Raw genomic sequence first — 23,724 nt, forward strand, 5'->3', positions numbered from 1 at the left:
TGCTTATTTAATTTATTTCATTCAATTGTCCCTATTTAGATACTACTCCGCTCATAAAAGCACCTCATCTATATTTTAGTTTTCATTGGCTTCTAATTTACACTCTTATCATACTATATGAAAAAGCGTGCGTAAAGGAGACAGTAAAAAAACTTAAGAGCATAACTTGAGCTTTCATGACAAAAGAAAAAAACGAAGCAGCGCCATCATTCCAACTCCGCTAATAACGGTGATGGATAAGCTTTTGGTTTTCAGGGCAATCAGTAAGGTTGGAATGACTACGATAATGACGGGCCAGTTAATCTTTACGCTGTCATTTGCTTGCATGATAAAATTTTCTACAACAAGTGCGGTTAAAATACAAATAGGAATATAGGATAGCCATTTTAATACGGGTTCTGGCAGCGCGATGTTACGTACAACTAAAAACGGAACAATACGAGGAACTACGGTAACAAGGGCACATCCTAAAATAACCATGAGTGTTGGGTAGTGGATACTCATTTATCCGTCACCACCCCAATTGTCGCTACAATAATCGTTGAAATCAATACAGCCACATGTGAAGGTACGAAAAAAGACAGCACAATCATAGTAATCGCCATATAAAGAATCAAACGTAAGTAATGATTAAGCTTTGAAGGTAACACGCTTTCGATTTGTAAAACAAGCAGAGCTAAAAACATAGCTGTTAAGGCAAAATCAAACCCAAAGGCTTCAGGGTTAGATAGCATATGGCCAAAAATAGCTCCTGTCGTACAGGCAATAATCCAGCTGACGTAAGCCGTTATATTTAATCCATTCATCCAGCGGTCATTAATTGGCTCACCTTTTGCAATTTTACTTGAAGACACCCCAAATGATTCGTCCGTTAGAAGAGCTCCAATTCCGACGTTTTTAAATAACGAATATTTCGTAAATTCAGGCGCGATCGTAGCGCTCAAAAGAAAGTGGCGTAAGTTTACAATAAATGTTGTGAGAATAATAGCTGAAATCGAACTGTTTGCAACCATCAGTGCACAAATAATAAACTGTGCTGCCCCTGCATACACGAGCGCTGATAATAAAGCAACTTCCATAACGGAAAGATGCGAGGATACTCCAACGATCCCAGCCGCAAGCCCTATACTTATGTAACCGAGTAGCGTAGGGATACAATCCTTAGCCCCTTGTCTGAACGTTAAGTCCCCTTTTTCTCTTTGCTGTACTGCTTTTTCTGCAATCACCGTACTCCCTCCTTTTCTGCTATATTATACATCTATACGTTATATTAAACAACGGTATGTTATACTATCTTTATAATAATTAAAGGAGTACAACAATGGACGCGATTCAAGATATTATTGCTAAAAATCTTGTTAAATTACGAAAAAATCGAAATTTGACGCTTGATCAAGTTTCCGAATTAACGGGTGTTAGTAAAGCAATGCTTGCACAAATTGAAAAAGGTAAATCCAGTCCCACGGTTACCACGCTTTGGAAAATCGCCAACGGCCTTCAAGTCTCTTTTTCTGTATTTATGAAAGAAGACACCCCAGATGTGCAGAAAGTAAGCATAAAACAGCTAGATCCCATCACGGACAACAAAGGTGATTACTTAGTATATTCTTTTTTTCCTTATCATCCGGAAAAAAAGTTTGAAATTTACATCGTCACATTAAAGCCCGGATGCGTACACGAAGCGAAAACTCATTTAGGAGATGAATACTTACTTATTAAAGAAGGCGAATTAACGGTTCGTTTTGAAAATGAAGAACATGAATTAGCCTCGGGAGACGCTCTTCATTTTTCAGGAAATACCTCTCACAGCTATATCAATTCTTCTGAAGAAGAAGCAAGCTTTTTTTTGCTTATGCACTACCCCGAATCATAAAAAAAAGAGCGTACGGATGATCCGTACGCTCTTTTTTTAAGCTGCGTGGGCTTGTTCTTTTTTCATTTTTTTGTTTTTCATGTACCCAATACCTACAACTGCAATAGTTAAGATAACTTGAACAGCGAGATGTAAAGCTGTACTTGGAACAAATCCGCCGATAATTTTATCTTCAACAATCATTTTTCCAGCAGACCATGCAAGCATCGCCGCTCCAGCGTAAATGATAATCGGAAATTTTTCCATTGCTTTCATGATAAAGCTGCTTCCCCAAATAATAATCGGAATTGAAATTAATACACCAATCATAATCGGGACAAATTCGTGAGCTACACCTGCTAGAGCTAATACGTTATCTAATGACATGACCGCATCTGCAATAATGATCGTTTTAACCGCGCTCCATACCGTTGCTCCACCTTGAGGATTGTCGCCGTGATCGTGATTGTCCGCTAATAATTTATATGCAATCCATACTAGCATCAAACCGCCGACCGCTCCGATTAATGGAATTTTCAATAAAGGGACAATAATAGCCGCAAATAATAATCGAAGACCAATCGCGCCGCCTGTTCCAATTAAAATCGCTCTTTTTTGTAAATCTTTTGGTACGTTACGAGCCGCCATTGCAATCACAATCGCGTTATCCCCGCTTAAAATTAAATCAAGAAAAATAATTTGCAGCAAACCTTGCACTGATACGCCAATTAGTTCCTCCATAGTTACCTCCACCTTCTCTTTTTATGTAACGTTTCTCCTCTAAATGTCCGAGCCTTTTCCTCCCTTTTTATACCTTTTCCTCCCTTTTTATAATTGAATACAAAAAAGACCCTTACCAAATAAACGGTAAAGGTCTTGCTAACAACATAATGTCGCCAACAAAGCCGAGAGATAATCTCTGTAATGACGACTTTGCTGTTAAAGCTACTCCCCTTTAGGAGATACGTTCAATTATTTGTTTGTATTTACACCACTTATACTATAGCATCTCCTACATTCTGTCAATCGTTTTTTTATACAAAGCGGTTGTCAACGCTTTCTCTTTCAATCAATTCATAGTTAGAAAGTGTAAGCTTCTCAACTTCTTCTCCGTTGACTAGCTTAATAATTCGCTGTGCCCCCATTTGTCCCGCTTCTTTATAGTAATATTTTACGGTTGTTAAGCTGGGATGAATCACACCTGTAATTTCGTAGCCTCCAAAGCCGGTAATGGATACATCTTCCGGAACGCGCAGTCCGTTTAAATAAGCTGCCTTTAATGTGCCAAGCGCAATGTTATCGGTCGCACATACAATGATGGACGGATTAAATTCTTTCATCACAGCCGTAGCGGCCCCGATTGCATCGCTCATGTTAAAGCTTGTTTGATAACAGCGGATCTCGCAGTCTCTGTCTTTAAGGCCTTCCTTTACGCCTTCTTTTCGCTTTACACCTACAGCTATGTCTTTTTCGGTTACGCCTAAAAAAGCGATTTTTTTATGTCCTTTTTCTCCTATGTACCTTCCAATGTCGCATGCAGCCTCGTAGTCTTGGTGAATTAAACTGTGGACTTCTTCATGCTGCTGTCCAATTAGCAAAACGGGAATTGAAATTGTGCGGAAAGCTTCCAAATGAGCTTTTGTGATTTGAACGGCAAGAAGAATAATACCTGCTACCTTCTGCTTAGCCAGCGTATAGATATTTTCGATTTCTCTTTCTAAATCTTGATTAGAATTGGAAATAATCATTTGATAGTGGTGGTCTCTAAGTTCTTGGTCAATACCATCTAATGTGCGGGAAGTCGCAAAAGAACCCATGCGCGGAACAATTACACCAATGATGTTTGTTTTTTTTGCTTTTAAGCTTTGAGCAAACGCATTTGGGCTATAGTTTGTTTCTTTAATAATCTCTTCAATTTTTCGTTTTGTCGCATCGCTCACAGACCCTCCGTTAAGGTAGCGGGATACAGTGCTTTTTGCTACTCCTGCAAGCCGAGCGATATCTGCAATAGTTGTCATTCTCTCATCTCCGTATTTTGTTGCTGTTTCTTTCACAGTATACACGAATATCGCGTGCATATTAAGTAACTGCTTTACTTTTTGCTTCATAAGCGTTATGATAATCTAAACACGGATAATGATTATCCATATTGTACACATAAAACAGGAGATGATGTTTTTGCATATGAAAACAGGCGTTGAGCAATCGGTGTATGCCATTTTGCTGCTTACGTTTTTACCTGAAAAAGCTGTGTTGCCAGGAGATGTCATCAGCACTCAGCTTGGGGGCTCGCCTACGTATTTTCAAAAGCTTCTTCGCAAGCTGGTTAGCGCTGATTTACTTGCTTCCGTTCCTGGTAGCAAAGGTGGATTTCGCTTAAAGAAAACGCCGGAAGAAATTCGTATTTATGACGTATACGTAGCCATTGAAGGTAAGCAGTCTCTTTACTCATCAAGCGGTATTTTTCACGACATGCTTAACTTAAAAGACAAAGATATTTGCTTATTATCTGATTTAATGAAAGAAGCCGAATCTTCGTGGCAGTCTATCCTAAAACGGCAAACCATTGCTACGCTGACAAATGAAATTAACAAAAAATGTCCGAAAGAAAACCTGGACATGTTAAAAGCAACAGTAGAAGAAAAAATGGTGCTGTAGCACCCAAAGGAGATCATCATGGAAAACTTAAATAGATATTTTGATTTATTCGATCAATCACGTACAAGCGAACAAGCATTTGAAGAATTAGTGGGGCTTTTTTCAGAAGATATCATATTTGTCTTAAACGGCCACGAAAAGCAGGGCATTGAAAACTGGAAGCTGTTTGTGAAAATGGTGTTTAAAGAAAATGCTGATATTAAGCATATGTTCGAAGGCTGGAAAGCAGTTGAAGGTACAGATAAGTTTGAAACGCCTTGGGCAGTATGTGGAAAACGTGCATCTGGCAGCGTCTTTACTCAAACGGGAAAAGATATTGCTAAGCTAGATAAAAACGGGAAAATCAGCTATTTAGAAAACGTGCCTGACGATACGAACATGTTTGATACGTATAAAAACTAATATAAAAAAGAAGGGCTCTTCTAGCCCTTCTTTTTTTACGGGGCAAATCCCTCTTGAGAAAGATAAATCATCGAAGAAGGATAAAATTTTTCAAAATAACGAATGGCTTTGACATGAATGTCTTTGTCATACCAGTCTAGGAAACCGTACTTCTCAAATAATTCCGGCATCCCTAGCCTTTTAGACGTTTTACCTAAGGAACCGTCTCCTAAGTACAAGGTATCAATGCAAATTCGGTCCATTATTCCTTCTATTTTTTCAGGAAATTCAGGTGTGAAAGGAAGCATTGGAGCAATGGTTACTTGCGTTGAAATTCCACTTTCTTTTACTTTTTTTAACGCGTTCATACGAAGTTTCATCCCTGGAGCATAAGGAGAAAAAATTTGTTTTACATCTTCTCGGTCCGTTTCAACAGTCATTGATACGCGAAGATCACATACTTTTTGAAGCTGTAAAAGCAAATCAATATCCCTCGTCACAAGGGGCGACCTTGTTTGAATCAATAAAAAATCAGGCGGATGATTGATCATCGTTTCTAAAAGGGCACGTGTGATGCCTGCTTTACGCTCAGCAGGCTGATAGGGATCTGTCGCTGAAGACATAAAAATGCGCACCGGCTGCTCTTTTTTTCGCAGTTTTTGTATTTCTTTTTGATAGACTTCAGCTGCGTTGACTTTAAGCTCTAGCCATGTCCCCCACTCCATCTCTTTAAAACGCTGAATTGGCAGCTCTCGCACGTAGCAAAATTTGCAGGAAAATGCACATCCGGCATATGGATTTAAACTATGAGTATAACCAGATGCTAAAAAGCCGGTCGCTTTTGTTAAAATACTTCTCGAAACCACGTCTCTTTTGTTCATCTTTCTCACCTCGTTGTCCAATAAGTATATCAAGTTCGCAAATGAAAAAACTACTTTCCACATGGAAAGTAGCCCTTTATGTTTTCAATTCATCAACTTTGATTTTCTTTCTTTTCACTTGTCGTTTCAAGTAAAGAGGTTAAATATGAATTTAACTCAAATTGGTCCTTTTCAATAAAATCAGATAATACCGGCTGCTCTTCTTTTCTCATCTTTCTCCACTCCCTTTGTTTTTTATGTATGTGTTTTCATTCATCAATGGATAAAAGTAATGTATTTAACTCTACCCGTATCTAAACAAAAATAATCATGGTATTTTATACTATTTTTAATTTATGCACGTTTATTTGTATATTTTTTACAATATCACGCACATTAATAGCAAGATTAGCAAACGTATATATTTTACTATGCAACATGAGAGGAATTTCATCATGACGATTAACAAATCAAACGATTGTTCTAGTCTAGCTGAAGTAGTTGACCGCATCTTAGATAAAGGCGTGGTAATTGACGTATTCGCTCGTATTTCCGTTATTGGTATTGAATTAATTACCATCGAAGCTCGAATCGTTATTGCCAGTGTGGATACATGGCTGAGGTATGCCGAGGCAGTTCGGCTGCTTCATAATGAAAGAGAAGATTTTCTTTCTTCGAATAACGGCGGAAAAAAACTTGAACAGCTAAACCTTTTACAAGATTTAGATTTATAAACTCATAAAGGTGGATTAGAGAAGTGAAAGTAGCCGAAATCATGGAATCCGTGACTGATTTTTTTAAAGAACACGTTGCTCCTCCTCACCGAATTATTTCGTATGAATCGATTCAAAATGGAGGATGGAAAATAACACTTGAGGCATTTGAAGAACAGGAGTATATGAGGCGCTATGCAAAAGATGAACTGCTTGGTATCTATGAAGTGCTGGTCAATAAGCAGCATAACATCACGTCTTTTTCACGCACCAGCCTGCGCTATCGAAGCTCTCCAGCAGAGAAGTAAGCTGATTATTTTAATGGAAAGGAATGAAACAAAAATCAATGAGTGAAGAAACGGGCATTTATATTTTTTGCAGTATTCCCGCCACCGAGGCGCATACGTTTGGCAGCGTCACGATTGATCAGCAAGAAAGAGCTACTTTTACCATTCATTACCGAGATGCAGCTATAGTGGCTGCTGCCTTTCCTCTTAAAATTTATCATCCTACAAAAGAGAACGTCACAGCGCACCAGCAGGTGATTTCCAAAGTAATGAATGAGCATGATTCGGTCATTCCAATCAGCTTTGGAAATGTGTTTCATAGTCAGCAAGATGTTGAAATGCTGTTAGAAAACTTATATCCACAGTTCGCCTCTCTTTTCCCACAGTTAAAAGGAAAAATAGAAGTCGGACTAAAAGTAATAGGGAAACCGGACTGGCTGAAACAAAAAGTGAATCAAGATTCTTCTTTGCAGCAAGTACGAAACCAGCGTTCTGCCAGTGCTGATTTTTATAAACAAATTGCCCACGGAGAAACAGCTCAGAAATTCTTTTTAAAGCTTCAGTACGACTGTAAAAAAGAGCTGTATCAACAGTTAGAACCGATAGCTGAAGCGTCGAGACTCAACCCTCCTATTGTGGAAACGATGCTTTTGAACGCTTCATTTTTAATTGACCGAGAAAAAGAAGCAGCGTTTGATGAACGTGTAAATGACCTGTACGAAAAATGGAAGCACAAAGCCGATTTTAAATATTCCGGACCGTGGGCTGCTTATAACTTTATTAATATTCAACTAAAAGTAGAAGAGAATGTATGATTCATAAACTGCTGCTGTCTCCTGTTACGCTCATTGTAAAAGTCGGACAGAAAATCAAGGAAGAAGCGGATAAAGAACTTTACGATGTCTCTTTTATTCAGCAAAAAATCGTTCATCTTCAAATGATGTATGAGCTTGGAGAAATACCAGAAGATGCATATATGGAAAAAGAAAAAGAACTGCTGCTGAGATATGAAGCTGCAAAAGAATATGAATTAAAAAGATGGGAATCAATGACGAAGAAACAAAAGTGAGGTTAAAAGATGGAAAAGCTCATTTATTTATATGGTCTAGTTCCAACGGAAGAAGCCAAGAAAATCCCCTTTTCTTCCCTTGAAGGCATGGATGAGAACAATCCTATCTATGCTCTTTGCTTTGATGACATTACCGCATTTGTATGCGACTTGCCAAGCGATGAGTATTCGGAAGAAATGCTGAAAGAAAAGATCGAGCACGATATGAAATGGCTGCAGGACAAAGCCATGCATCACCATGAGACTCTTCTTTTCTTACAAAGTCACTACACGCTTCTTCCCATGAAATTTTGTACGGTCTACAAAAGCAAGGATAGCTGTCAAAAAAGTATTGCTCATAACAAAGAAAAAACCCTCTCTTCTCTTCAGCTTTTAAAAAGATCTGAAGAATGGAATATAAAAGTGTATGCCCATACGAATTCTTTAAAGAAGTATCTGCTAACGAACAATGAAACGATCCAAAAGAAAAAAGAAGAAATAAATACGCTGCCTCCAGGCAGGCAGTTTTTTGAACGTAAAAAGATAGAAAGGCTGATCGAAGAAGAAACAGAAAAAGAACAGCTTTCGCTTTGTGATCACTTGCACAGTGAGATAAGCCCTTACGCCGCTTACCACACAATCAAAAATAACTGGAGTCAAAAAATAACCGGCGAGAGCTACAGCATGTGTTGGAACAGCATCTACCTTCTTTCAAAGAACAATGTAGAATCATTTTTAAAAGCCATTAGCGACAAGCAAACGTTTTATAGGGAAATGGGACTGAACATCGAAGTAACGGGACCATGGCCTGCTTATCATATCGACACTCTGCGCTCGGAGAAAGATGCGGGATGACATCGCTGCGAAAACAAACGCTGGAGCAAAAAGACATCGCCCTCATTGATATATTAGATGTGATCCTCGATAAAGGAATTGCCATTAAAGGTGATTTATTGATTTCAATTGCCGGAATTGATTTAGTCTACCTTGATTTACGGGTATTGATTTCTTCTGTAGAAACGCTGATAGGCTCTCATGATCGTCAAATCATTTCTTCTCAGCAGCTTGAACAGGAAACGGAGGCGTTGCGAAATGGAAAATAACCTCAAACGAAACGGCCGCATTGAGCTGAGCGCGGAAAATGCTGAACAAGGCCTAGCGCAGCTTGTTTTAACCGTCATTGAATTACTGCGGCAGCTCATTGAAAAACATGCGATTCGCCGAGTCGACAGCGGAAACCTGACGGACGCTCAAATCGAAGACCTGGGCGTGGCGTTGATGAAGTTAGAGAACAAAATGGAGGAGCTAAAATCAGTGTTTAACTTTACAAATGAAGATTTAAATATTGATCTAGGTCCCCTAGGAAAAGTGTTATAACAAGGAGTGAAAAAATGGCGGCGGAACATAACGGGCATCTGGGCACCATTGTAGAAGTATTGGAAAAAGTATTAGATAAAGGTCTTGTTATTGCTGGAGATATTAAAGTGCAAATTGCTGATGTTGAACTCTTAACAATCAAAATCCGGCTGCTTGTCGCTTCTATTGATAAAGCAAGAGAAATTGGGATGGACTGGTGGGAAACAGACCCTTACCTATGTTCAAAAGCAAATCAGTCTTACCAAAAACTCCAGGCGGAAAATGACAGTTTAACGCAGCAAGTGGCATCTTTAACGCAGCGAATTCAAGATGATTTGCTTTCGCTTGATTAACGGCTCACTTTATATAAGGAGGAATAACAAACATGAATTCTGAACAAAAATCTACGCTGTCTCCTGTTTCACAAGAGCAGCAAAGCCCCGATACTCAGCTAACGGAAAAAGAAGAGCGTATGCCGGAGTATACGCATACTTCGCTTAATCCAGACTCATAGAACGAAAAAAGAAATGCCTCGGCATTTCTTTTTTTATACTTTTACGATTTTCTTCGTTGATTAGGACATTGGAACAAATAGAGGTAAATACAATGAATACGACGAATGAGTACCATTATCTATTAATGACAAAGGAGAACGTGCATGAATAAAAAAGTAGTGGGGTTCGTTTATGCTCTTTTAACGGTGATCATTTTAAGTGCCTGCAGTACCGAAGACGTTGCGACAAACAAGTCGGAGCCGGAAGTTTCTGTTTCTACTACAGTTAAACCGCTGACGAAAAAAGAATTTAGTGAAGTTGAAATATCCGAATTAACAAGCCCCTCTAAACAAGATTTTCGCAAAGTGCATGTGGTTCTTACATTACGCGGTACGGATTACCTGTCGAATATTCAAGTTAAGCTGCCTAATTATAAACAAGCTTTTAATAACATGAAAGACGATCAGCAAACAAGATATTGGTTTGGCAGCGGTGCAGATGAAGAGCAAGAAAACAAAAATATCTATACAAGGGAATTTATCCTTTATACGAAAGGTTTAACCGATAAGCAAATCAAAGATATTTTAGCAGCAGCTAAGGTAAAGACGTCCTGGATGGTAAAGGATACAAAAGCGAAGGATCAATCCGAATTTGCTGCTGGTAAAAACATAAAATTTGAAGCAAAATGAGAAACGCAGCAATTAGCAAAAGCCCCCTTTATTAAAAGAGGGCTTTCTTTCATTATATGAAGAACGACTACCTTGTCACCTGCAGCTAAAATTTTTTAAGGTCAAACCTTTAGAATGCAGCATATCTCATAAGCTATCTAACCGTTATAAACGCTTGCACACGTTCCTGGTTTCGGCTCATAGTAACAGTGATTTTTGTATTGACCAGAAGCGGGCTGACCGTACCAGGTTGGAGGGCATGGAGCGGATGGATTAAAGTACCACAAGGCATATTTACCCGGGTGTTCTCTCCAATAATCCAAATTCTTTTTGGCTAACCTTTTTTCAACACTTCTTGCTCTTTGATAAAATACGTTCCCTTTTTGAACTGCTTCAAATGAATAGTTGCCTCCCTGCACCTGGTAAATAACTTGCGGAACTGATCTTAAATCTTTGAAATCTAAACAGTTTGCTTTAAGGCGATTTACAATGACATTTCCAACATACAGCATGCCTTGTTTTCCTTCGCCTTCAGCTTCTGCTCTCATCATCCTTGCCATTAAAGCAACATCTGAATCTCGATAACTTACTCTTGGCATTTTTTCACCCCAAAAATATACTATGAAAAAAGGACGCTCTTGATGTCACTGTCCCTAAAATAACAGAAGGTGGATGTTTATCCTCTTTTGTAATACAGCTGAGCGATTTGCCCGTACTGCTTCATATCGGTAAGCTTCAAGTCCATTTCTGGAATTCCTTGTTTGAATAGCGGAATACCGCCCCCAAGCAAAACGGGAATGACCGATATGATAAATTCATCCACACTCTCTGCTTTTAAGAAATCAGCAAGGATCTCAGCGCCTCCCACTAGCCATATTTTTTTAGCGTCTTGATCGAGGTTGTTGAGAAATGACGCCACGCTTTCGTTTACAAACTCTACGTACTGATCTTTTCCTTGAGCTGATCGGCTAAACACGTAGCACTTTTTATCGAGATACGGGAACTCAGGTGTGAGCTTCAGCACGTGGTCGTACGTAGCCTTTCCCATAACGACCGCATCACACGTTTCATAAAAATCTCGGTACCCGTTGTCTCCCTCTCCTTCTACGCTTTGTAGCCAGTCAATCTCTCCGTTTTCTCTTGCGATATACCCATCTAAGCTTGCAGCAATATATACGACAATTTTTTTCTTCATTCCCTTTTCTCCTTTCAACTTTACTGTTTCTGTATGATATCATCTTAATACGACACTTTTTGTCATATTAAAAGAAAAAGGTGAAAATAAATGGCTAAATCTAGACGACTTGTAGATATGCTCATGTTTATTAACACAAAAAGAACGTTTACGGCAAAAGAACTAGCGGAGGAATTTGGGCTTTCCGTGCGGACCGTTCAGCGCTATTTACTGGACTTAAGCGAATTAGGACTGCCTCTTTACAGTGAAAAAGGACGGAGCGGTGGTTACAGAGTGTTAAAAAACCGTATTCTCCCTCCTATTTTGTTTACAGAAGAAGAAGCCATTTCGATCTTTTTTGCCTATCAAGCTCTGCAGTATTATCATAACCTTCCATTTGATGCAGAAATTCATGCAGCTCTTCAAAAATTTTATGTATATTTGTCTGAAGAAACGAAGAAAAAAGTAGATAAAATGAGTGCTCATATTGCATTTTGGAATCCTAAAAGAAATCTAAACACTCCTTATTTGAAAGCGCTGTTAGAAGCAAGCCTTGAAGGAAAATATATTGAATTTCTTTATGATTCAAAGACGGGTCAAACAAGGAAACAAGCCAAGCCTCTTGGCATTTATGCTCATAACGGTTTATGGTACTGCCCCGCTTATTCCTACGATAAGCAAAAAGTATTATTGTTTCGAGCAGATCGTATTCACTCATTAAAGATTTTAGAAAAAGACGAAAAGATGTGTCTTACGTTAAAGGAGTGGCTTGAAACAACTCCTGAAAACACACAGCCGATTTCGTTAAAAGTAACCTTGACGCACGAAGGCGTTCGTCAGTGTAAAGGCGTTCCCTGGCTTGAAAATCATGTGAAGGTGACGCGTGATGGCACTGGCTATATTGATACGATAACGGACGGAAATGAATTAAGCTACATGGCTTCTTTTTTCTATACGCTAGGTGCTCATGCCCTTATTGAAGAACCTCAGGAGCTAATTCAAAAGATCTGCTGTCACGCAGAAGAAACGCTAAGGCGCTATAAATAAGGTGGGGACAAAAGTAGTTTTTGAAGGAAGGAACGATGAATTGAGACTCTTGATAGAGAATTAAATTCGTTTGGGTTTTTTCATTGGTAGGCTGAATGGAGGTTTCATGTATATGGCTACTTCTAGCGGTATCACAAGCAATCCATACAAGTTCATTTCTCAAGTTTGTTCGTCTTTAGATGATATGGGTTTAGTTATGTCTCAATCTGGCTATAAAAAATAACCTCCGCTAAATAGCGAAGGTTATTTTTTATTTACCCAGCCCACACGTCTTTTGCGTATCGGCCCTTTTCTTCTAGGTGCTGCAGCCATAAGCGAGCGTCTGCTTCACTCACTTCATGAACATCAGCATAGCTTTTCATAAGCGTTGCTTCAACGTCAGGTGCCATTTGGCTTCCGTCTCCGCAAATATAGAAGTGCGCTCCTTGATCAAGAAGTTCAATCAATTTCGTGCCGTCTTGTTCCATCACGTGCTGAACGTATGTTTTCGGCTGATTTGGTACGCGAGAAAAAGCAGTGTGAAGCGTAATGATGCCTTCATTTTGTGCGTTTTCAAGCTCTTCTTGATACAGATAGTCTTCATGAGGTGAACGGCAGCCAAAGTATAAATGCGCTTCTCCAAGCGACTGTCCTTGTTCTTTTAACTGCTTGCGAGCCTGCACAAAGCCTCTAAACGGCGCGACGCCTGTTCCCGGTCCGACCATGATAATCGGTGTTTGAGAGTCTTTTGGCAGCGCAAAGCCTGACTGCGGTGTGGAAACAAAGCACGTAATTGTATCTCCTTCTTGCAGCTCAGCAAGATAGTTCGACGCAATTCCTTTATACTCTCCATACCCGCTCCACGCTTCTCCAGAGACAACGCTGACCGTGATGCTTGCTTGTTTTTCATCGACGCGAGGTGATGAAGAAATTGAGTAGTAACGCGGACGCATGCTTGGAAGAAGGGCGATAAATTCGCTGAATTCCATTTCACACGCCGGATATTTTTCAAGCAGTTCAAGCATCGTTAAACGTTTTGCCAGAACTTGTTCTTTGTACGCTTGCTTTTCAAGCAAGGCCTCAAGCTCCACTTTATGTGGCGGGCAGACCGTTTTAGCAGCCATTGCGCGAAGCTGCGTGCGCGTAACAGGATCTTGAAGCTCCACGTATTGAAGAAGCTCTTCTACTGATACGGTTTTACCGAGTGGCAAATGAGCTAATTTTTCTTCTTCTGCTTCCAGACGGATTTGCTGTGATGCATCTAGGCCAAACCTTGCTGTTACACGGTCTACTATTGCTTCATAGTTGCGAGGAATAACGCCTAAATGATCTCCTTCTTGATAAGAAGCTTCTTTTGGAAGTGCAATTTCAAGGTGTCGCGTGCTTCGTTCACTGCCTGGCTGTTGAAGCTCTTTGCTTGCTACGACGTTCGCTGAAAACGCACCGTGCATTTTCGCAAGCGGCATGTCCGCGGCGCTGTCGACAAATTGAAGTGAAAGAGTAGATTTATTATCTTCACTGTTTTCAATGTCGAGGTTAAAGTAGGCTGCTACATCACTCCACATATGTTCACGCCATTCTTCATATGTGCCTTCAAAGTCGTCGCTTGCATCTGCTTCACCGCGGTCAGCGATGTTTTCTGCTCCTTTAGCGGCAAGCGTTTCATCGATAAAAGCAGGCACTTTTTGATACGTAGTAGCCCAGTTTTTATCGCCGCATCCAAATACGGAGTAGCGAACGCCTTTTACTTCATCAGCAGACGCTTGATCTAACCAGTCGACAAATTGCTTTGCGTTATCAGGCGGATGTCCGTTATAAGAAGCTGTTACAATTAATACAGCTCCTTCACGCGGAAGATTTCCGGCGTGTGAATCAAGGGTAGCGACCTGTGGTGCAAATCCTTTGCTCATTGCAATATCTGCTAAATCACGCGCCGTTCCTTCAGCTGTTCCCATATTTGAACCGTATAACACAAGCAGCGGCGTATTATGAGCGTTTTCTGCCTTTTTGCGTACTTTTTTAGCAGACTGTTCAGTGCTAGGTGAAGGAATACCACCAAGCGGAATTTTTTTCGATTTTACTTTTACCACAAAGCCTTCAGGTTTTAATGTTAAAGTTTCTTTAATATCCAGCTCGTAGTTTGTATGATCTTCAAAGTCAAAGTGTTTTAGCATCATACCAAGTACCAGCGTTGCTTCATGAAGAGCGAACTGCTGACCGATACACGCACGCTGACCGTTTCCAAACGGTTTAAACGCATGCTGCGGAATCGCGCTTGGATTTTCAAAACGCTCTGGGCGGAACTCTTCCACATCGTCTCCCCAAATTGTTTTATCACGGTGAAGCTGAGGAATCAGAACCATTAGTTCGTCGCCTTTTTCTAACGGATATTCTCCTCCAAGCATCGTATCTTCTTTTGCATATAGAGAAAACGCAGGAGCCGTTGGCCATAAGCGCAGCGCTTCGTTTAAGACCATGCCCACATATTTAAGCTGCTTGACTTGCTTGTAGGTTGGAACAGGATCTACAAGAACTCGTGCTGCTTCTTCTGCTGCTTTTTGTAATACATGTGGATTTTTCACTAAGAAATACAGGGCAAATGATAAAAGACCGCTTGTTGTTTCGTGTCCCGCAATTAAGAATGTAATAATTTGATAGCGAATGTTCTCGTCATCAAGCGGTTCGCCCGTTTCTGGGTCTTTTCCGTTTAGCATATGCGTTAATAGATCATCGCTTTGTTCACCGCTTGCTTTGCGATCTGCAATAATTTTATCCACTAGGTTGTTCATTACTTTAATATCTTCTTGAAACTGGCGTTTATTTTCATCATAAGCTGGGTCATCTGGATTTGCTCGCTGCAGCTTGTTCATTGATTCGTCCAATGCACGGACCATACTCGTAATAAACGGATGAGGCTGATCTCGGTAAAAGCTGTTAAAGCGATAGTTGAAGCCGCAAAGACCAATGGTATCAAGCGTTAAACGCGTCATATCTTCCGGTACTTCAATATGCTCATCTGCATTTAGACGCTCCCACTTTTGAACAAGCTGCACGGCGATATCGACCATCATCGCATGATAGCCTTTCATTGCCTGCTGACTAAAGCTTGGAAGTAAGATATTATGCGCTTTTTTCCAATTTTTTTCGTGCGTCCAGCTTGTAAATAACCCGTCTCCTGCAAAATCACGTACAAATTTAAGCGCTTGACTTAAGTTTTTATCAAAGCGTGATTCATCGCATGCTTCTTTAATTAGACGCTGACTTGATAAGTAACGCGTTACACGGCCAGGCGCTTCGAATTTAAAGATTTCTCCTAGTTCATCCGCAATTTTCATCAAAGCTTGAACTGGTTTATCTGTGTTTAATAACGGTAAATTTTTAAGCTCTCCAAATGTCTTTGGCTGAGGCATTTCTTTAATTGTCATGTTATCCCTCTTTCACTTGTTAAGTTTCATGATTGTCTGCTAAGTGCTGCCCACAGACTCTCTTCTACACCGCTAAGAAGTTCATCAGTTAAAGATAAATAGTCATTTTCAATCATTTCATATACTTCCATGAAACTTCCAAATAAAATAGCAATTAGCGCATTTTCAGGAAGATTTCTAATCACACCTTGCTTTTGTCCTTCTCTGAAGAACGTGCAAACAAATTCCACCAGCTTTTGATATGCGAAGCGGCTCTCTTCCGTTAAAAAAGCTCCTTGGCTATGAGTTTTAATAAACCCAAGAGCACGAGGATGGTTTTTAGTAAATGTCACCATACCTTCAAAGATATGATGAAACCCATCTCGGTATCCTTCTCTTTCGTTTGCCAGGCCGCTTTCAATGCACTGTAAAAACTCGTTCACATGCTGCTGAAACAGTTCGTTTACAAGGCTTTCTTTATTTTTAAAGTAGCGATAAATTGTTCCTGCTCCTACTTTGGCATTTTCTGCAATCATTGGCATCGTGGTTGCATCAAATCCTCTTTCTGCAAACAGCAGAAGCGAAGCAGAAAAAATCGCTTTTTGTTTTGTTGGAGTAGATTCCACTTTATCACCTCTTTCCAAAAGCGGAATGAACGTTCATTCCGCTACAATTACAAGTATAAAAAACTGCATCTTAATAGTAAAAAGATAACTAGAAAAGTGGAAAGAAAAGGTTCTTTCACTCTAATTTTATACCATTTAAAGGTAAATAATGGAGTCTTTCAGAATATTTTATGCTTACAGAAAATTAGTCCACTTATACCCTCTATTAACATAATTTAACACAATCTATTAAGGGAAGAAGTTTAAAGAAAAAGCAACGTGGAAATAGAAAAGAGTTACACAAGGCGTAAAGGAGGATTAAAAATGAATCAAGCAAGAGTTATAGAATACGAAGAAATGCTTCGCTCAGCCATGCTTTCTAATAACATAGAGCTATTAGAAGAATTACTTTCAGATGAGCTTATTTTTGTAAATCATCTTGGGCAATGGTTGTCAAAAGAAGAAGATATAAATGTTCATCGTTCAAAAAGTCTTGATATAGCGGGCATGGAAGTGTTGGAACAAGAAGTTAAACTGTTTCAAGAACTTGCCGTTACCGTTACAAAAGTAGCGTTAAATGGGGCACTGGCAACCGGTGAATCTATTGGAGGCGAATACTGCTATACGCGAGTTTGGAAAGATGTTGGAGGGAAATTAAAGGTTGTTTCTTGTCACTGCAGTTCTAGCGCATAATCAACGCTGCCATAATAAAAAACATCCCTCTTGTACTAAGAGGGATGTTCCTTTTACTCGTTAAAAGATTTTCTTTCTGTCTCTGTCATCTTTTAAAATCTCAACGGCTTCACGGAACCGCTGGGAGTGAACAATCTCTCTTTCTCGTAAAAATCGTAAGCTGTCGTTTAAATCAGGATCATCTGATATATCAATTAACCATTGATATGTAGCTCTTGCTTTTTCTTCTGCAGCTATATCTTCATAAAGATCTGCAATCGGATCTCCTTTTGCCTGTATATACGTAGCTGTAAACGGAACGCCAGCAGCATTATTGTAATAAAGTGCACTATCATGGTTCACATAGTGTTCTGTCAACCCAGCTGCCTTCAGCTGCTCCGGCGTTGCATCTTTTGTTAGCTTATAAATCATCGTCGCAATCATTTCAAGGTGAGCAAACTCTTCTGTACCAATATCGTTTAGCAGTCCAACAACTTTATCTGGAATCGTGTAGCGCTGATTCAAATAACGAAGTGCTGCCGCAAGCTCTCCGTCCGCTCCCCCGTATTGTTCCATTAAATATTTGGCAAGCGTTGGATTACACGTGCTTACTTTCACTGGATACTGCAATTTCTTTTCATACACCCACATATAGTTCCCGCCTTTATCTGCTTATATTTGCCATGGCCAAGGGCTTGTTCCCCAGCTCCACTTTCCGTCGGTATAGCTGTTTCCATATTGCTGAAGCGGCCCGTACTTTGTTTCAAAGGTTCTTTTTAACTGCATAGCCTGCTGCGCGTATTCGTTAAACTGCTGCATAGCCTGCTGATCATTTGGATGAGTATCTAAATACAGCGTTAATTCTACTAATGCAAAATCAACGGCCTGTATTTCTTCTAAATCCCTGTAGTACTCTGGAGGTAGATTTTTCATTCTTCATCCCTCTTCTTATCTTTGTATGGATTTTCATAGTAATCCCAAAAAGCCGGCCACAGCGTTCCTTTTTTCAGCGCTTCTTTTGGAGAAAACTGCTGCAGGTTTGGCGGCTGAAATCCCATGTATAAATGAGGCGGCGTAGAATAATATTTAACTCCTATCGGCCGGCAAGGATCATAGATACTGTGGAAAGGTTGATAGGTCTTAACCGGTGTAAACATCTTTTTTGGATTGTTATCCATGAAAATTCCTCCTCTAAAAACACACTCTGTTTTATCCTATTCAGCTTTTATCGAGTTCATGAAGGAATTTACTTCCTACTTAGGAACGAACCTTTTCGTCATCAAAAAGGCCTATATAAAAACGTTATATTTGCCCAATCCCTTTAGGCATCTTTCTCATATCTTATAAAATAGTGATAAAAGAAGAGGTGTTAAAAAATGAACATTAATTACATGGATTTTTATTCATACTCAACAAGATTCCCTGGCCCTCAACTCCCTCCAGGCCCTCCTAGACCACCAGGCGGCTTGCCTACACCTAGCCCGCAGCAGGCTCCAACTTCTCCTCCGCCGGCATTTATTCCGGCTCAACAAACGGCAACTCCATTTGCCGTTGATCCTGGAGCGATTTCTCTATGTCTGTTCCGAAATACGTTCATATGGCTTAGAAACGGCTCTAGCTTCTGGTATTTCCCTATTTTTGTAGGCCCGCGATCGGTTGCAGGTTTTAGATGGAACGGACGTTTTTGGACCATTTTCGGTGTGGATACACGACAAATTGTTTCGTTTACGTGTTTTTAAACGTTAAGAAAAGAAATTGAGACATAGTTAAATCAATACAACCTAGAGACGAGCAAATTGGATACATGAACTAGTATGGGTGGCTTGTGACACCGCTGTTGATTGGAGGGCAAGACTTCGCTTTCCGCAGGAGTCTTCGCCTTGCCCTCCAATCAACAACTAGAAATAACTGAATAAATATATGAAAGCTATGTTCACCATACTAATAAAAAAATCCGAACGAGTTTGATTCTCCATCAAGAATCAAACTCATTCGGATCTTCTAACTAACATATTTTTATCCCAGCTTTTTTTGCCTACTAACCACGATTACACTATTGTTCTTATTCCAAAACCAATCAGCAGCACGCCACTGCATCGTTGAAAGGCTTTTTGAAACACCGGTTTTTTAAACCATTTTTTCACGTAATCTATTACATACACCAAGATTAAAAACCACCCTACTGCTATAAGCGTCAGAATAAAACCGAGTATCAGCAGCTGTTGATTTGTGTGTGCATCCAAGTTAATAAACTGCGGCATAAACGTAATATAAACTAATACCGTTTTAGGATTAAGAAAATTACTAAGAGCTCCCTGTATGTAGGATTCTTTATAGCAGCGATTAGATGAAGACTTTACAGTTTTTGTTTCTTCTGAAATGGCCTTCAATGAGAGCGTATTTTTGGTCAGAAATATTTTGATGCCTAAGTAAAATAAGTACGCTGCCCCTATGTATTTAATCGTGTTAAATAGATACACCGACTGCGCAATAACAACAGACAAGCCAAGCACAGCAATTAACGTCCAAAACGTGAGGCCTGTAGCCATACCGAGTATGGTGAAACGTCCTGCTTTTGCTCCGTGATGAAGCGTATTTTTCATGATAAGAATTGTATCAGCACCAGGTATCATCGACATGACCAATGCCATCAGCATGTAAGCAGCTAAATGATCCACAGCTCTTCTCTCCCTTCTAAGCTATTACTAGCATCCTGTTTTCTTTTCACTTTCAAATATTTTCATATATTGTTTTGGCGTTAACCCAACCTGACTTTTAAAAAATTTAGTCAAATGACTTTGATCACTAAATCCCGTTAGAAAGGATACGTCAATTGGCTTTTTCCCCTGCTCTAGCAGCTTTTTAGCCTGATTGATTCGAATTGTTTCCAAGTAGCTGTATGGAGAAATTCCTTTTTGCTTTGTAAAAGAGCGCAGCAGCCGGTATTTGCTCCATCCAATTAGCTGACTTAACTCATCCAGCGTGATCTTGTTTGTATAGTTGTCTTCCAAATAGCTGCAGATCGTTGTAATTTCACGGGACGTGTCAACGGCTGACGAAAGAAAAGAAAGGTTTGAATGATCCTGCATGAGTTCTTCTAGCAAATATAAAAATAACTCTTCTTTCTTAAACTCCCGTTCACCATTTAAAATTTGCAAATGAAGCTCTTTTAAACTAGAGACAGCATCACTTCTTTGTACCACGCTGCTGTTAAAACGCGGAAGACTGTCACTTCCGTTAATGTCAAAAACGGCTTTTTTCATCACTTCTGGCGTCACGTTAATACAGCGATAATCAAGCGTTTTGCCGTCTATTTGTTCACAGCTATGGACATCATACGGATTAAACAGCAGCAAATCTCCTGGATTAATGATGTATTCTTTGCCTTGGCAAATTAAATGACGCTGACCTTCTTCAATAAATCCAATCACATAATACTCGTGAAAATGAGCAGGAAACTTTTGCATAATCCCTTTAAAACGATAAGCTTCAATATGTAAATCGGCGTCAACGTGCGCCGTGCGAATTTCTTTTACCATCAATGACCCCTCCTTGTCACATACTAAGCTTTTTAACCATACCATTCACTCGAAAATTTTTCTTGTATGATATTGCAGATAAGACTTTTTCCATTACTTTTATCCGTTCAGCTACGGGTGGTACTAATCACCCTTAAGAGTGATTTCTCTTCTTTCCTCTAGTAATTTTCTGCTCAAATGATAAAATATAGACACATTTTATGGACGAAAGAAGGGATACCGTGAAATATAGACAAATTAAATGGCTGATTTTGCTTCTTCCAACTCTGACCATCGCGCTTTGGGAGTATGTTCGTCATGCCTTTTTGCTCCCTTACATCTCAATGGATATGGGAAATGTGTTTTCTCCGCTCCTTGTCTTTTTTGTAACGCTTGTATTTGTCCGCTATTTATTTTCTATTTTAGAAAAAATGCAAGAGGAACTAAGACAAGAAAAAGAAAAGAAAGCAGCACTTATTGAACGTGAAAAATTAGCTCGTGAACTGCATGACGGTATTGCACAGTCGCTGTTTCTCCTATCTGTTAAAATGAACAAGTTCGGAAGAAAAAATAAATTAGAACAGGATCCTGACTTTATCCGGATGAAACAAACCCTTCAGCATGTCCATGACGATACGCGTCAAGCGATTACGAATTTAAAGCACTCTCCGTCTGACTCTTCCGAAAGCTGGACCGAAAGCATTCATCAATACGTCGATGATTTAACACATACTCATTTACTAGATGTAAACCTAGATTGGAGACTGTCAGAAACAACGCTGTCGAGAAAAGAAAAAAACGAGCTGTTTGCTTGTGTAAAGGAAGCGGCTATGAATGTAATCAAACATGCAAAAACGAATAAAATCTGGATTACAGCCACTGAAACGGCCGGGGGATGGATTTGTGAAATTACAGATTTAGGTACAGGTTTTACGTCCGACTCTCTCAAGTCCGGTCTTGGTTTGCAAATTATGAAAGATCGTGCGAAGGACATGAACTGGGACTTTTCCATTGAGCGAAAACAGAACCAAACCATTGTTAGCATTAAAAAGGGGGTTATGTAAATGCAGCCGTTTCGTATTTTGATTGTAGATGATCATGCTCATGCGAGAGAAGGCATTCGCGATATTTTAGAAGAATATGAAGATTTTATTATTGTTGGCGAAGGAACCAACGGGCAAGAAGCCATTGAACTGACTGAAAAGTTAATGCCTGATATCGTACTAATGGACATTGGAATGCCTGTGATGAACGGGTTGGAAGCGACAAAACAAATTAAGCTTCAGTTTCCGTACGTTAAAATTGTGGTTATCACGGTTTCAGACGATATTACGGATTTATTTGATGCGCTGAAAAAAGGCGCACAGGGCTATTTGTTAAAAAACCTGCAGTCTGAAGTGTGGTACGACTATTTGCGTGCGTTCGCTTTAGATGAAGTTCCTATGTCAAAAGAAATTGCGTTTCAAATTTTAAAAGAGTTTCCGCAAGAAACATCGATAAAAAAACTCGACACTCCCCTTTCTGCACGAGAGCTTGAAGTGCTTCAATTAGTGGCTAAAGGACTGTCAAACCGCGATATCTCCGCGCAGTTATTTATTTCTGAACACACGGTAAAAAGCCATTTAAAAAATATTTTAAGCAAGCTTCATTTAGAAAACCGCGTGCAGCTGACAAGCTATGCGTTTCAAAATGGCTTGATGAACTAACAGCTTTCACGAGCTGTTTTTTTGTGTTCATAGATGTAAAACATTTTATTTTTCTATAAATTATCTGAAAACTATTATGAAGTTATTAGCATTTGAATATTGAAAATGAGAACGGATTCTTATAGGATTTTTTAGAAGTAAGAATTAACATGTAATAACTACCTGGGGGATACCATGAATTTTTTAAGAGCGCTTTTAAAACGAAAATCTGTATGGTTTATTTTGATCGGAATTGCTGTTTTTGTCTACATAAACAACAGCTCTTTATTGACAAAAAGAAGCGGACAGCCTCTCCTTCTTGCTCATAGAGGCGTAGCTCAAACGTTTAACATAAAAGGGATTCAAAATGATACGTGTACAGCGGAACGCATCTATAAACCTGAGCACTCTTTTTTAGAAAATACGATTCCGTCTATAAAAGAAGCCTTTAAAGACGGAGCTGATATAGTCGAGCTTGACGTTCACATTACAAAAGACAATCAGTTTGCTGTGTTTCATGATTGGACTCTTGATTGCCGGACAAACGGAACGGGCGTAACACGGGACTACACGATGGCGGAATTAAAAAAGCTTGATATTGGGTACGGCTACACGGCAGACGGAGGAAAAACGCATCCTTTTCGGGGCAAAGGAGTTAACCTTATGCCTTCTCTAGACGAAGTGATGAAATACTTTCCGCACAAATCTTTTCTTATTCACGTAAAAAGCAATGATCCTGAAGAAGGAAAAAAATTAGCAACGTACTTGTCGCATCTCTCTAAAGAACGCTTAAAAAACATCACTGTCTACGGAGGAGACGAACCGATTAATTCGCTGAAAAAAGCGATGCCCAACTTAAAAGTCATGTCAAAAGCAACGATGAAATCTTGCCTTATTCCATATATAGCAACCGGGTGGAGCGGATACATGCCTAAAACATGCGAAAACACTGAACTACATATACCCGAAAAGATCGGACCTTTTCTGTGGGGATGGCCAAACCGCTTTTTAAACCGAATGGATCTTATCAATACCCGGACGATTATTGTAGGCGGAAACGGAAGCGAATTTTCCACAGGATTTGATTCTGTCAAAGACATAAACCGCCTTCCGGCTAATTATTCAGGTGGAATTTGGACAAATCGTATTGATCGTCTAGGTCCTTATTATGAAAAGAAAAAGAAATAATCGAAAAAGCATCTGCCCTTTCTACATTAAGCAGATGCTTTTTTTATTAGCACCTTCCTCTTATAAGTCTCAACAATCACTCTCAGGAGTGATGGCTAATTCTCCCTTTCCTTCTATAATAAAAGCACGTTCGTT

At 39.6% G+C, this 23,724-nt stretch carries 33 protein-coding genes; 19 read left to right on the top strand and 14 right to left on the bottom strand.

What is annotated here, in order from left to right:
- Positions 1 to 174: 174 nt before the first annotated feature.
- On the bottom strand, positions 175 to 504 hold the full coding sequence (locus LJC66_RS16925; protein ID WP_195696500.1) for an AzlD domain-containing protein: 330 nt from the start codon (positions 502 to 504) through the stop codon (positions 175 to 177).
- On the bottom strand, positions 501 to 1,226 hold the full coding sequence (locus LJC66_RS16930; protein WP_195696499.1) for an AzlC family ABC transporter permease: 726 nt from the start codon (positions 1,224 to 1,226) through the stop codon (positions 501 to 503). Before LJC66_RS16930 ends, LJC66_RS16925 begins: the two co-directional genes overlap by 4 nt.
- A 95-nt stretch (positions 1,227 to 1,321) precedes the next feature.
- Here LJC66_RS16930 and LJC66_RS16935 point away from each other — a divergent pair, with 95 nt between their 5' ends.
- Positions 1,322 to 1,873, top strand: coding sequence for a helix-turn-helix domain-containing protein (locus LJC66_RS16935; protein ID WP_050691007.1), 552 nt, complete (start codon positions 1,322 to 1,324; stop codon positions 1,871 to 1,873).
- 36 nt (positions 1,874 to 1,909) lie between these two features.
- Here the strand turns inward: LJC66_RS16935 and LJC66_RS16940 are convergent, their stop codons facing one another.
- Entirely contained in the window at positions 1,910 to 2,593 is a 684-nt protein-coding gene (locus LJC66_RS16940; RefSeq protein WP_016764850.1) for a TerC family protein, read from the bottom strand.
- 293 nt (positions 2,594 to 2,886) lie between these two features.
- Positions 2,887 to 3,870, bottom strand: coding sequence for a LacI family DNA-binding transcriptional regulator (locus tag LJC66_RS16945; RefSeq protein WP_195696497.1), 984 nt, complete (start codon positions 3,868 to 3,870; stop codon positions 2,887 to 2,889).
- Between the two features lie 160 nt (positions 3,871 to 4,030).
- On the opposite strand from LJC66_RS16945, the gene LJC66_RS16950 reads away from it, so the two are divergent.
- Together LJC66_RS16950 and LJC66_RS16955 are read left to right on the top strand one after the other, a co-directional pair.
- On the top strand, positions 4,031 to 4,510 hold the full coding sequence (locus LJC66_RS16950; RefSeq protein WP_230183389.1) for an RrF2 family transcriptional regulator: 480 nt from the start codon (positions 4,031 to 4,033) through the stop codon (positions 4,508 to 4,510).
- A gap of 18 nt (positions 4,511 to 4,528) precedes the next feature.
- On the top strand, positions 4,529 to 4,912 hold the full coding sequence (locus LJC66_RS16955) for a nuclear transport factor 2 family protein (protein ID WP_195696495.1): 384 nt from the start codon (positions 4,529 to 4,531) through the stop codon (positions 4,910 to 4,912).
- Positions 4,913 to 4,947: 35 nt separating this feature from the next.
- Here the strand turns inward: LJC66_RS16955 and LJC66_RS16960 are convergent, their stop codons facing one another.
- Positions 4,948 to 5,772 (bottom strand): SPL family radical SAM protein, encoded by an 825-nt coding sequence (locus tag LJC66_RS16960; RefSeq protein ID WP_195696494.1) that lies wholly within the window; start codon positions 5,770 to 5,772, stop codon positions 4,948 to 4,950.
- A gap of 434 nt (positions 5,773 to 6,206) precedes the next feature.
- Here LJC66_RS16960 and gvpA point away from each other — a divergent pair, with 434 nt between their 5' ends.
- From gvpA to LJC66_RS17005, 10 genes are all read left to right on the top strand, one after another.
- Positions 6,207 to 6,485 (top strand): gas vesicle structural protein GvpA, encoded by a 279-nt coding sequence (gene gvpA, locus LJC66_RS16965; RefSeq protein WP_013057921.1) that lies wholly within the window; start codon positions 6,207 to 6,209, stop codon positions 6,483 to 6,485.
- A gap of 23 nt (positions 6,486 to 6,508) precedes the next feature.
- Complete coding sequence (locus LJC66_RS16970; RefSeq protein ID WP_013057922.1) at positions 6,509 to 6,772, top strand: gas vesicle protein GvpO; 264 nt, start codon at positions 6,509 to 6,511, stop codon at positions 6,770 to 6,772.
- Between the two features lie 23 nt (positions 6,773 to 6,795).
- On the top strand, positions 6,796 to 7,566 hold the full coding sequence (locus LJC66_RS16975) for a GvpL/GvpF family gas vesicle protein (protein WP_230933072.1): 771 nt from the start codon (positions 6,796 to 6,798) through the stop codon (positions 7,564 to 7,566).
- Positions 7,563 to 7,820 carry a gas vesicle protein GvpG gene (locus LJC66_RS16980; protein ID WP_014459264.1) on the top strand — a complete coding sequence of 86 codons (258 nt, stop codon included), beginning with the start codon at positions 7,563 to 7,565 and terminating at the stop codon, positions 7,818 to 7,820. Before LJC66_RS16975 ends, LJC66_RS16980 begins: the two co-directional genes overlap by 4 nt.
- Before the next feature lie 9 nt (positions 7,821 to 7,829).
- The gene (locus tag LJC66_RS16985; protein WP_230933073.1) at positions 7,830 to 8,654 is read left to right on the top strand and encodes a GvpL/GvpF family gas vesicle protein; all 825 of its coding nucleotides are present in this window, start codon (positions 7,830 to 7,832) and stop codon (positions 8,652 to 8,654) included.
- Positions 8,651 to 8,902, top strand: a complete 252-nt coding sequence (locus LJC66_RS16990; RefSeq protein WP_013057926.1) for a gas vesicle protein — start codon at positions 8,651 to 8,653, stop codon at positions 8,900 to 8,902. The genes LJC66_RS16985 and LJC66_RS16990 overlap by 4 nt, the downstream gene beginning before the upstream one ends.
- Positions 8,892 to 9,176, top strand: a complete 285-nt coding sequence (locus LJC66_RS16995) for a gas vesicle protein K (RefSeq protein WP_013057927.1) — start codon at positions 8,892 to 8,894, stop codon at positions 9,174 to 9,176. Before LJC66_RS16990 ends, LJC66_RS16995 begins: the two co-directional genes overlap by 11 nt.
- Positions 9,177 to 9,190: 14 nt before the next feature.
- Entirely contained in the window at positions 9,191 to 9,508 is a 318-nt protein-coding gene (locus LJC66_RS17000; RefSeq protein ID WP_016764858.1) for a gas vesicle protein, read from the top strand.
- A 32-nt stretch (positions 9,509 to 9,540) separates the two neighbouring features.
- Complete coding sequence (locus tag LJC66_RS27820; protein ID WP_014459261.1) at positions 9,541 to 9,669, top strand: hypothetical protein; 129 nt, start codon at positions 9,541 to 9,543, stop codon at positions 9,667 to 9,669.
- Positions 9,670 to 9,813: 144 nt separating this feature from the next.
- Positions 9,814 to 10,338, top strand: coding sequence for a hypothetical protein (locus tag LJC66_RS17005; RefSeq protein ID WP_195696491.1), 525 nt, complete (start codon positions 9,814 to 9,816; stop codon positions 10,336 to 10,338).
- A gap of 137 nt (positions 10,339 to 10,475) precedes the next feature.
- Here the strand turns inward: LJC66_RS17005 and LJC66_RS17010 are convergent, their stop codons facing one another.
- Positions 10,476 to 10,916: a cell wall hydrolase gene (locus LJC66_RS17010; RefSeq protein ID WP_014459259.1), complete on the bottom strand. Its 441-nt coding sequence runs from the start codon at positions 10,914 to 10,916 to the stop codon at positions 10,476 to 10,478.
- A 77-nt stretch (positions 10,917 to 10,993) separates the two neighbouring features.
- Positions 10,994 to 11,512 (bottom strand): dihydrofolate reductase family protein, encoded by a 519-nt coding sequence (locus LJC66_RS17015; RefSeq protein ID WP_195696490.1) that lies wholly within the window; start codon positions 11,510 to 11,512, stop codon positions 10,994 to 10,996.
- A 90-nt stretch (positions 11,513 to 11,602) separates the two neighbouring features.
- Between LJC66_RS17015 and LJC66_RS17020 the strand changes: the two genes are divergently transcribed.
- On the top strand, positions 11,603 to 12,538 hold the full coding sequence (locus LJC66_RS17020; RefSeq protein WP_195696489.1) for a helix-turn-helix transcriptional regulator: 936 nt from the start codon (positions 11,603 to 11,605) through the stop codon (positions 12,536 to 12,538).
- A gap of 254 nt (positions 12,539 to 12,792) precedes the next feature.
- On the opposite strand, the gene LJC66_RS17025 is transcribed toward LJC66_RS17020, so the two are convergent.
- A complete protein-coding gene (locus LJC66_RS17025) occupies positions 12,793 to 15,942 on the bottom strand; it encodes a bifunctional cytochrome P450/NADPH--P450 reductase (RefSeq protein ID WP_269067658.1) in 3,150 nt (1,049 codons plus the stop codon).
- A gap of 26 nt (positions 15,943 to 15,968) precedes the next feature.
- Positions 15,969 to 16,547 carry a TetR/AcrR family transcriptional regulator gene (locus LJC66_RS17030; RefSeq protein ID WP_230933074.1) on the bottom strand — a complete coding sequence of 193 codons (579 nt, stop codon included), beginning with the start codon at positions 16,545 to 16,547 and terminating at the stop codon, positions 15,969 to 15,971.
- A 303-nt stretch (positions 16,548 to 16,850) separates the two neighbouring features.
- Here LJC66_RS17030 and LJC66_RS17035 point away from each other — a divergent pair, with 303 nt between their 5' ends.
- On the top strand, positions 16,851 to 17,219 hold the full coding sequence (locus tag LJC66_RS17035; RefSeq protein ID WP_195696487.1) for a nuclear transport factor 2 family protein: 369 nt from the start codon (positions 16,851 to 16,853) through the stop codon (positions 17,217 to 17,219).
- A gap of 60 nt (positions 17,220 to 17,279) precedes the next feature.
- Here the strand turns inward: LJC66_RS17035 and cotJC are convergent, their stop codons facing one another.
- From cotJC to LJC66_RS17050, 3 genes are read right to left on the bottom strand one after another with little or no spacing between them, the layout of a single operon-like run.
- Positions 17,280 to 17,849, bottom strand: a complete 570-nt coding sequence (gene cotJC, locus LJC66_RS17040; RefSeq protein WP_025751043.1) for a spore coat protein CotJC — start codon at positions 17,847 to 17,849, stop codon at positions 17,280 to 17,282.
- A gap of 21 nt (positions 17,850 to 17,870) precedes the next feature.
- The gene (locus tag LJC66_RS17045) at positions 17,871 to 18,131 is read right to left on the bottom strand and encodes a spore coat protein CotJB (RefSeq protein ID WP_195696486.1); all 261 of its coding nucleotides are present in this window, start codon (positions 18,129 to 18,131) and stop codon (positions 17,871 to 17,873) included.
- Positions 18,128 to 18,376, bottom strand: coding sequence for a spore coat associated protein CotJA (locus LJC66_RS17050; protein ID WP_276510998.1), 249 nt, complete (start codon positions 18,374 to 18,376; stop codon positions 18,128 to 18,130). Before LJC66_RS17050 ends, LJC66_RS17045 begins: the two co-directional genes overlap by 4 nt.
- A 198-nt stretch (positions 18,377 to 18,574) precedes the next feature.
- Between LJC66_RS17050 and LJC66_RS17055 the strand changes: the two genes are divergently transcribed.
- Positions 18,575 to 18,937 (top strand): transporter, encoded by a 363-nt coding sequence (locus LJC66_RS17055; RefSeq protein WP_153253242.1) that lies wholly within the window; start codon positions 18,575 to 18,577, stop codon positions 18,935 to 18,937.
- 309 nt (positions 18,938 to 19,246) lie between these two features.
- Here the strand turns inward: LJC66_RS17055 and LJC66_RS17060 are convergent, their stop codons facing one another.
- Positions 19,247 to 19,876: a LysE family translocator gene (locus LJC66_RS17060; protein ID WP_195696485.1), complete on the bottom strand. Its 630-nt coding sequence runs from the start codon at positions 19,874 to 19,876 to the stop codon at positions 19,247 to 19,249.
- 27 nt (positions 19,877 to 19,903) lie between these two features.
- A complete protein-coding gene (locus tag LJC66_RS17065) occupies positions 19,904 to 20,737 on the bottom strand; it encodes an AraC family ligand binding domain-containing protein (protein ID WP_195696484.1) in 834 nt (277 codons plus the stop codon).
- Positions 20,738 to 20,958: 221 nt separating this feature from the next.
- Here LJC66_RS17065 and LJC66_RS17070 point away from each other — a divergent pair, with 221 nt between their 5' ends.
- The 3 genes from LJC66_RS17070 to LJC66_RS17080 all read left to right on the top strand — a co-directional run bounded on the left by LJC66_RS17070 (position 20,959) and on the right by LJC66_RS17080 (position 23,589).
- On the top strand, positions 20,959 to 21,780 hold the full coding sequence (locus LJC66_RS17070) for a sensor histidine kinase (protein WP_195696483.1): 822 nt from the start codon (positions 20,959 to 20,961) through the stop codon (positions 21,778 to 21,780).
- Positions 21,781 to 22,422, top strand: a complete 642-nt coding sequence (locus LJC66_RS17075; protein ID WP_195696482.1) for a response regulator — start codon at positions 21,781 to 21,783, stop codon at positions 22,420 to 22,422.
- Between the two features lie 174 nt (positions 22,423 to 22,596).
- Positions 22,597 to 23,589 (top strand): glycerophosphodiester phosphodiesterase family protein, encoded by a 993-nt coding sequence (locus LJC66_RS17080; RefSeq protein ID WP_230933075.1) that lies wholly within the window; start codon positions 22,597 to 22,599, stop codon positions 23,587 to 23,589.
- The last annotated feature ends 135 nt before the right edge of the window (positions 23,590 to 23,724 follow it).

Source organism: Priestia sp. TSO9 (assembly GCF_021029645.1).
In the GTDB taxonomy this organism is placed as follows: domain Bacteria; phylum Bacillota; class Bacilli; order Bacillales; family Bacillaceae_H; genus Priestia; species Priestia megaterium_E.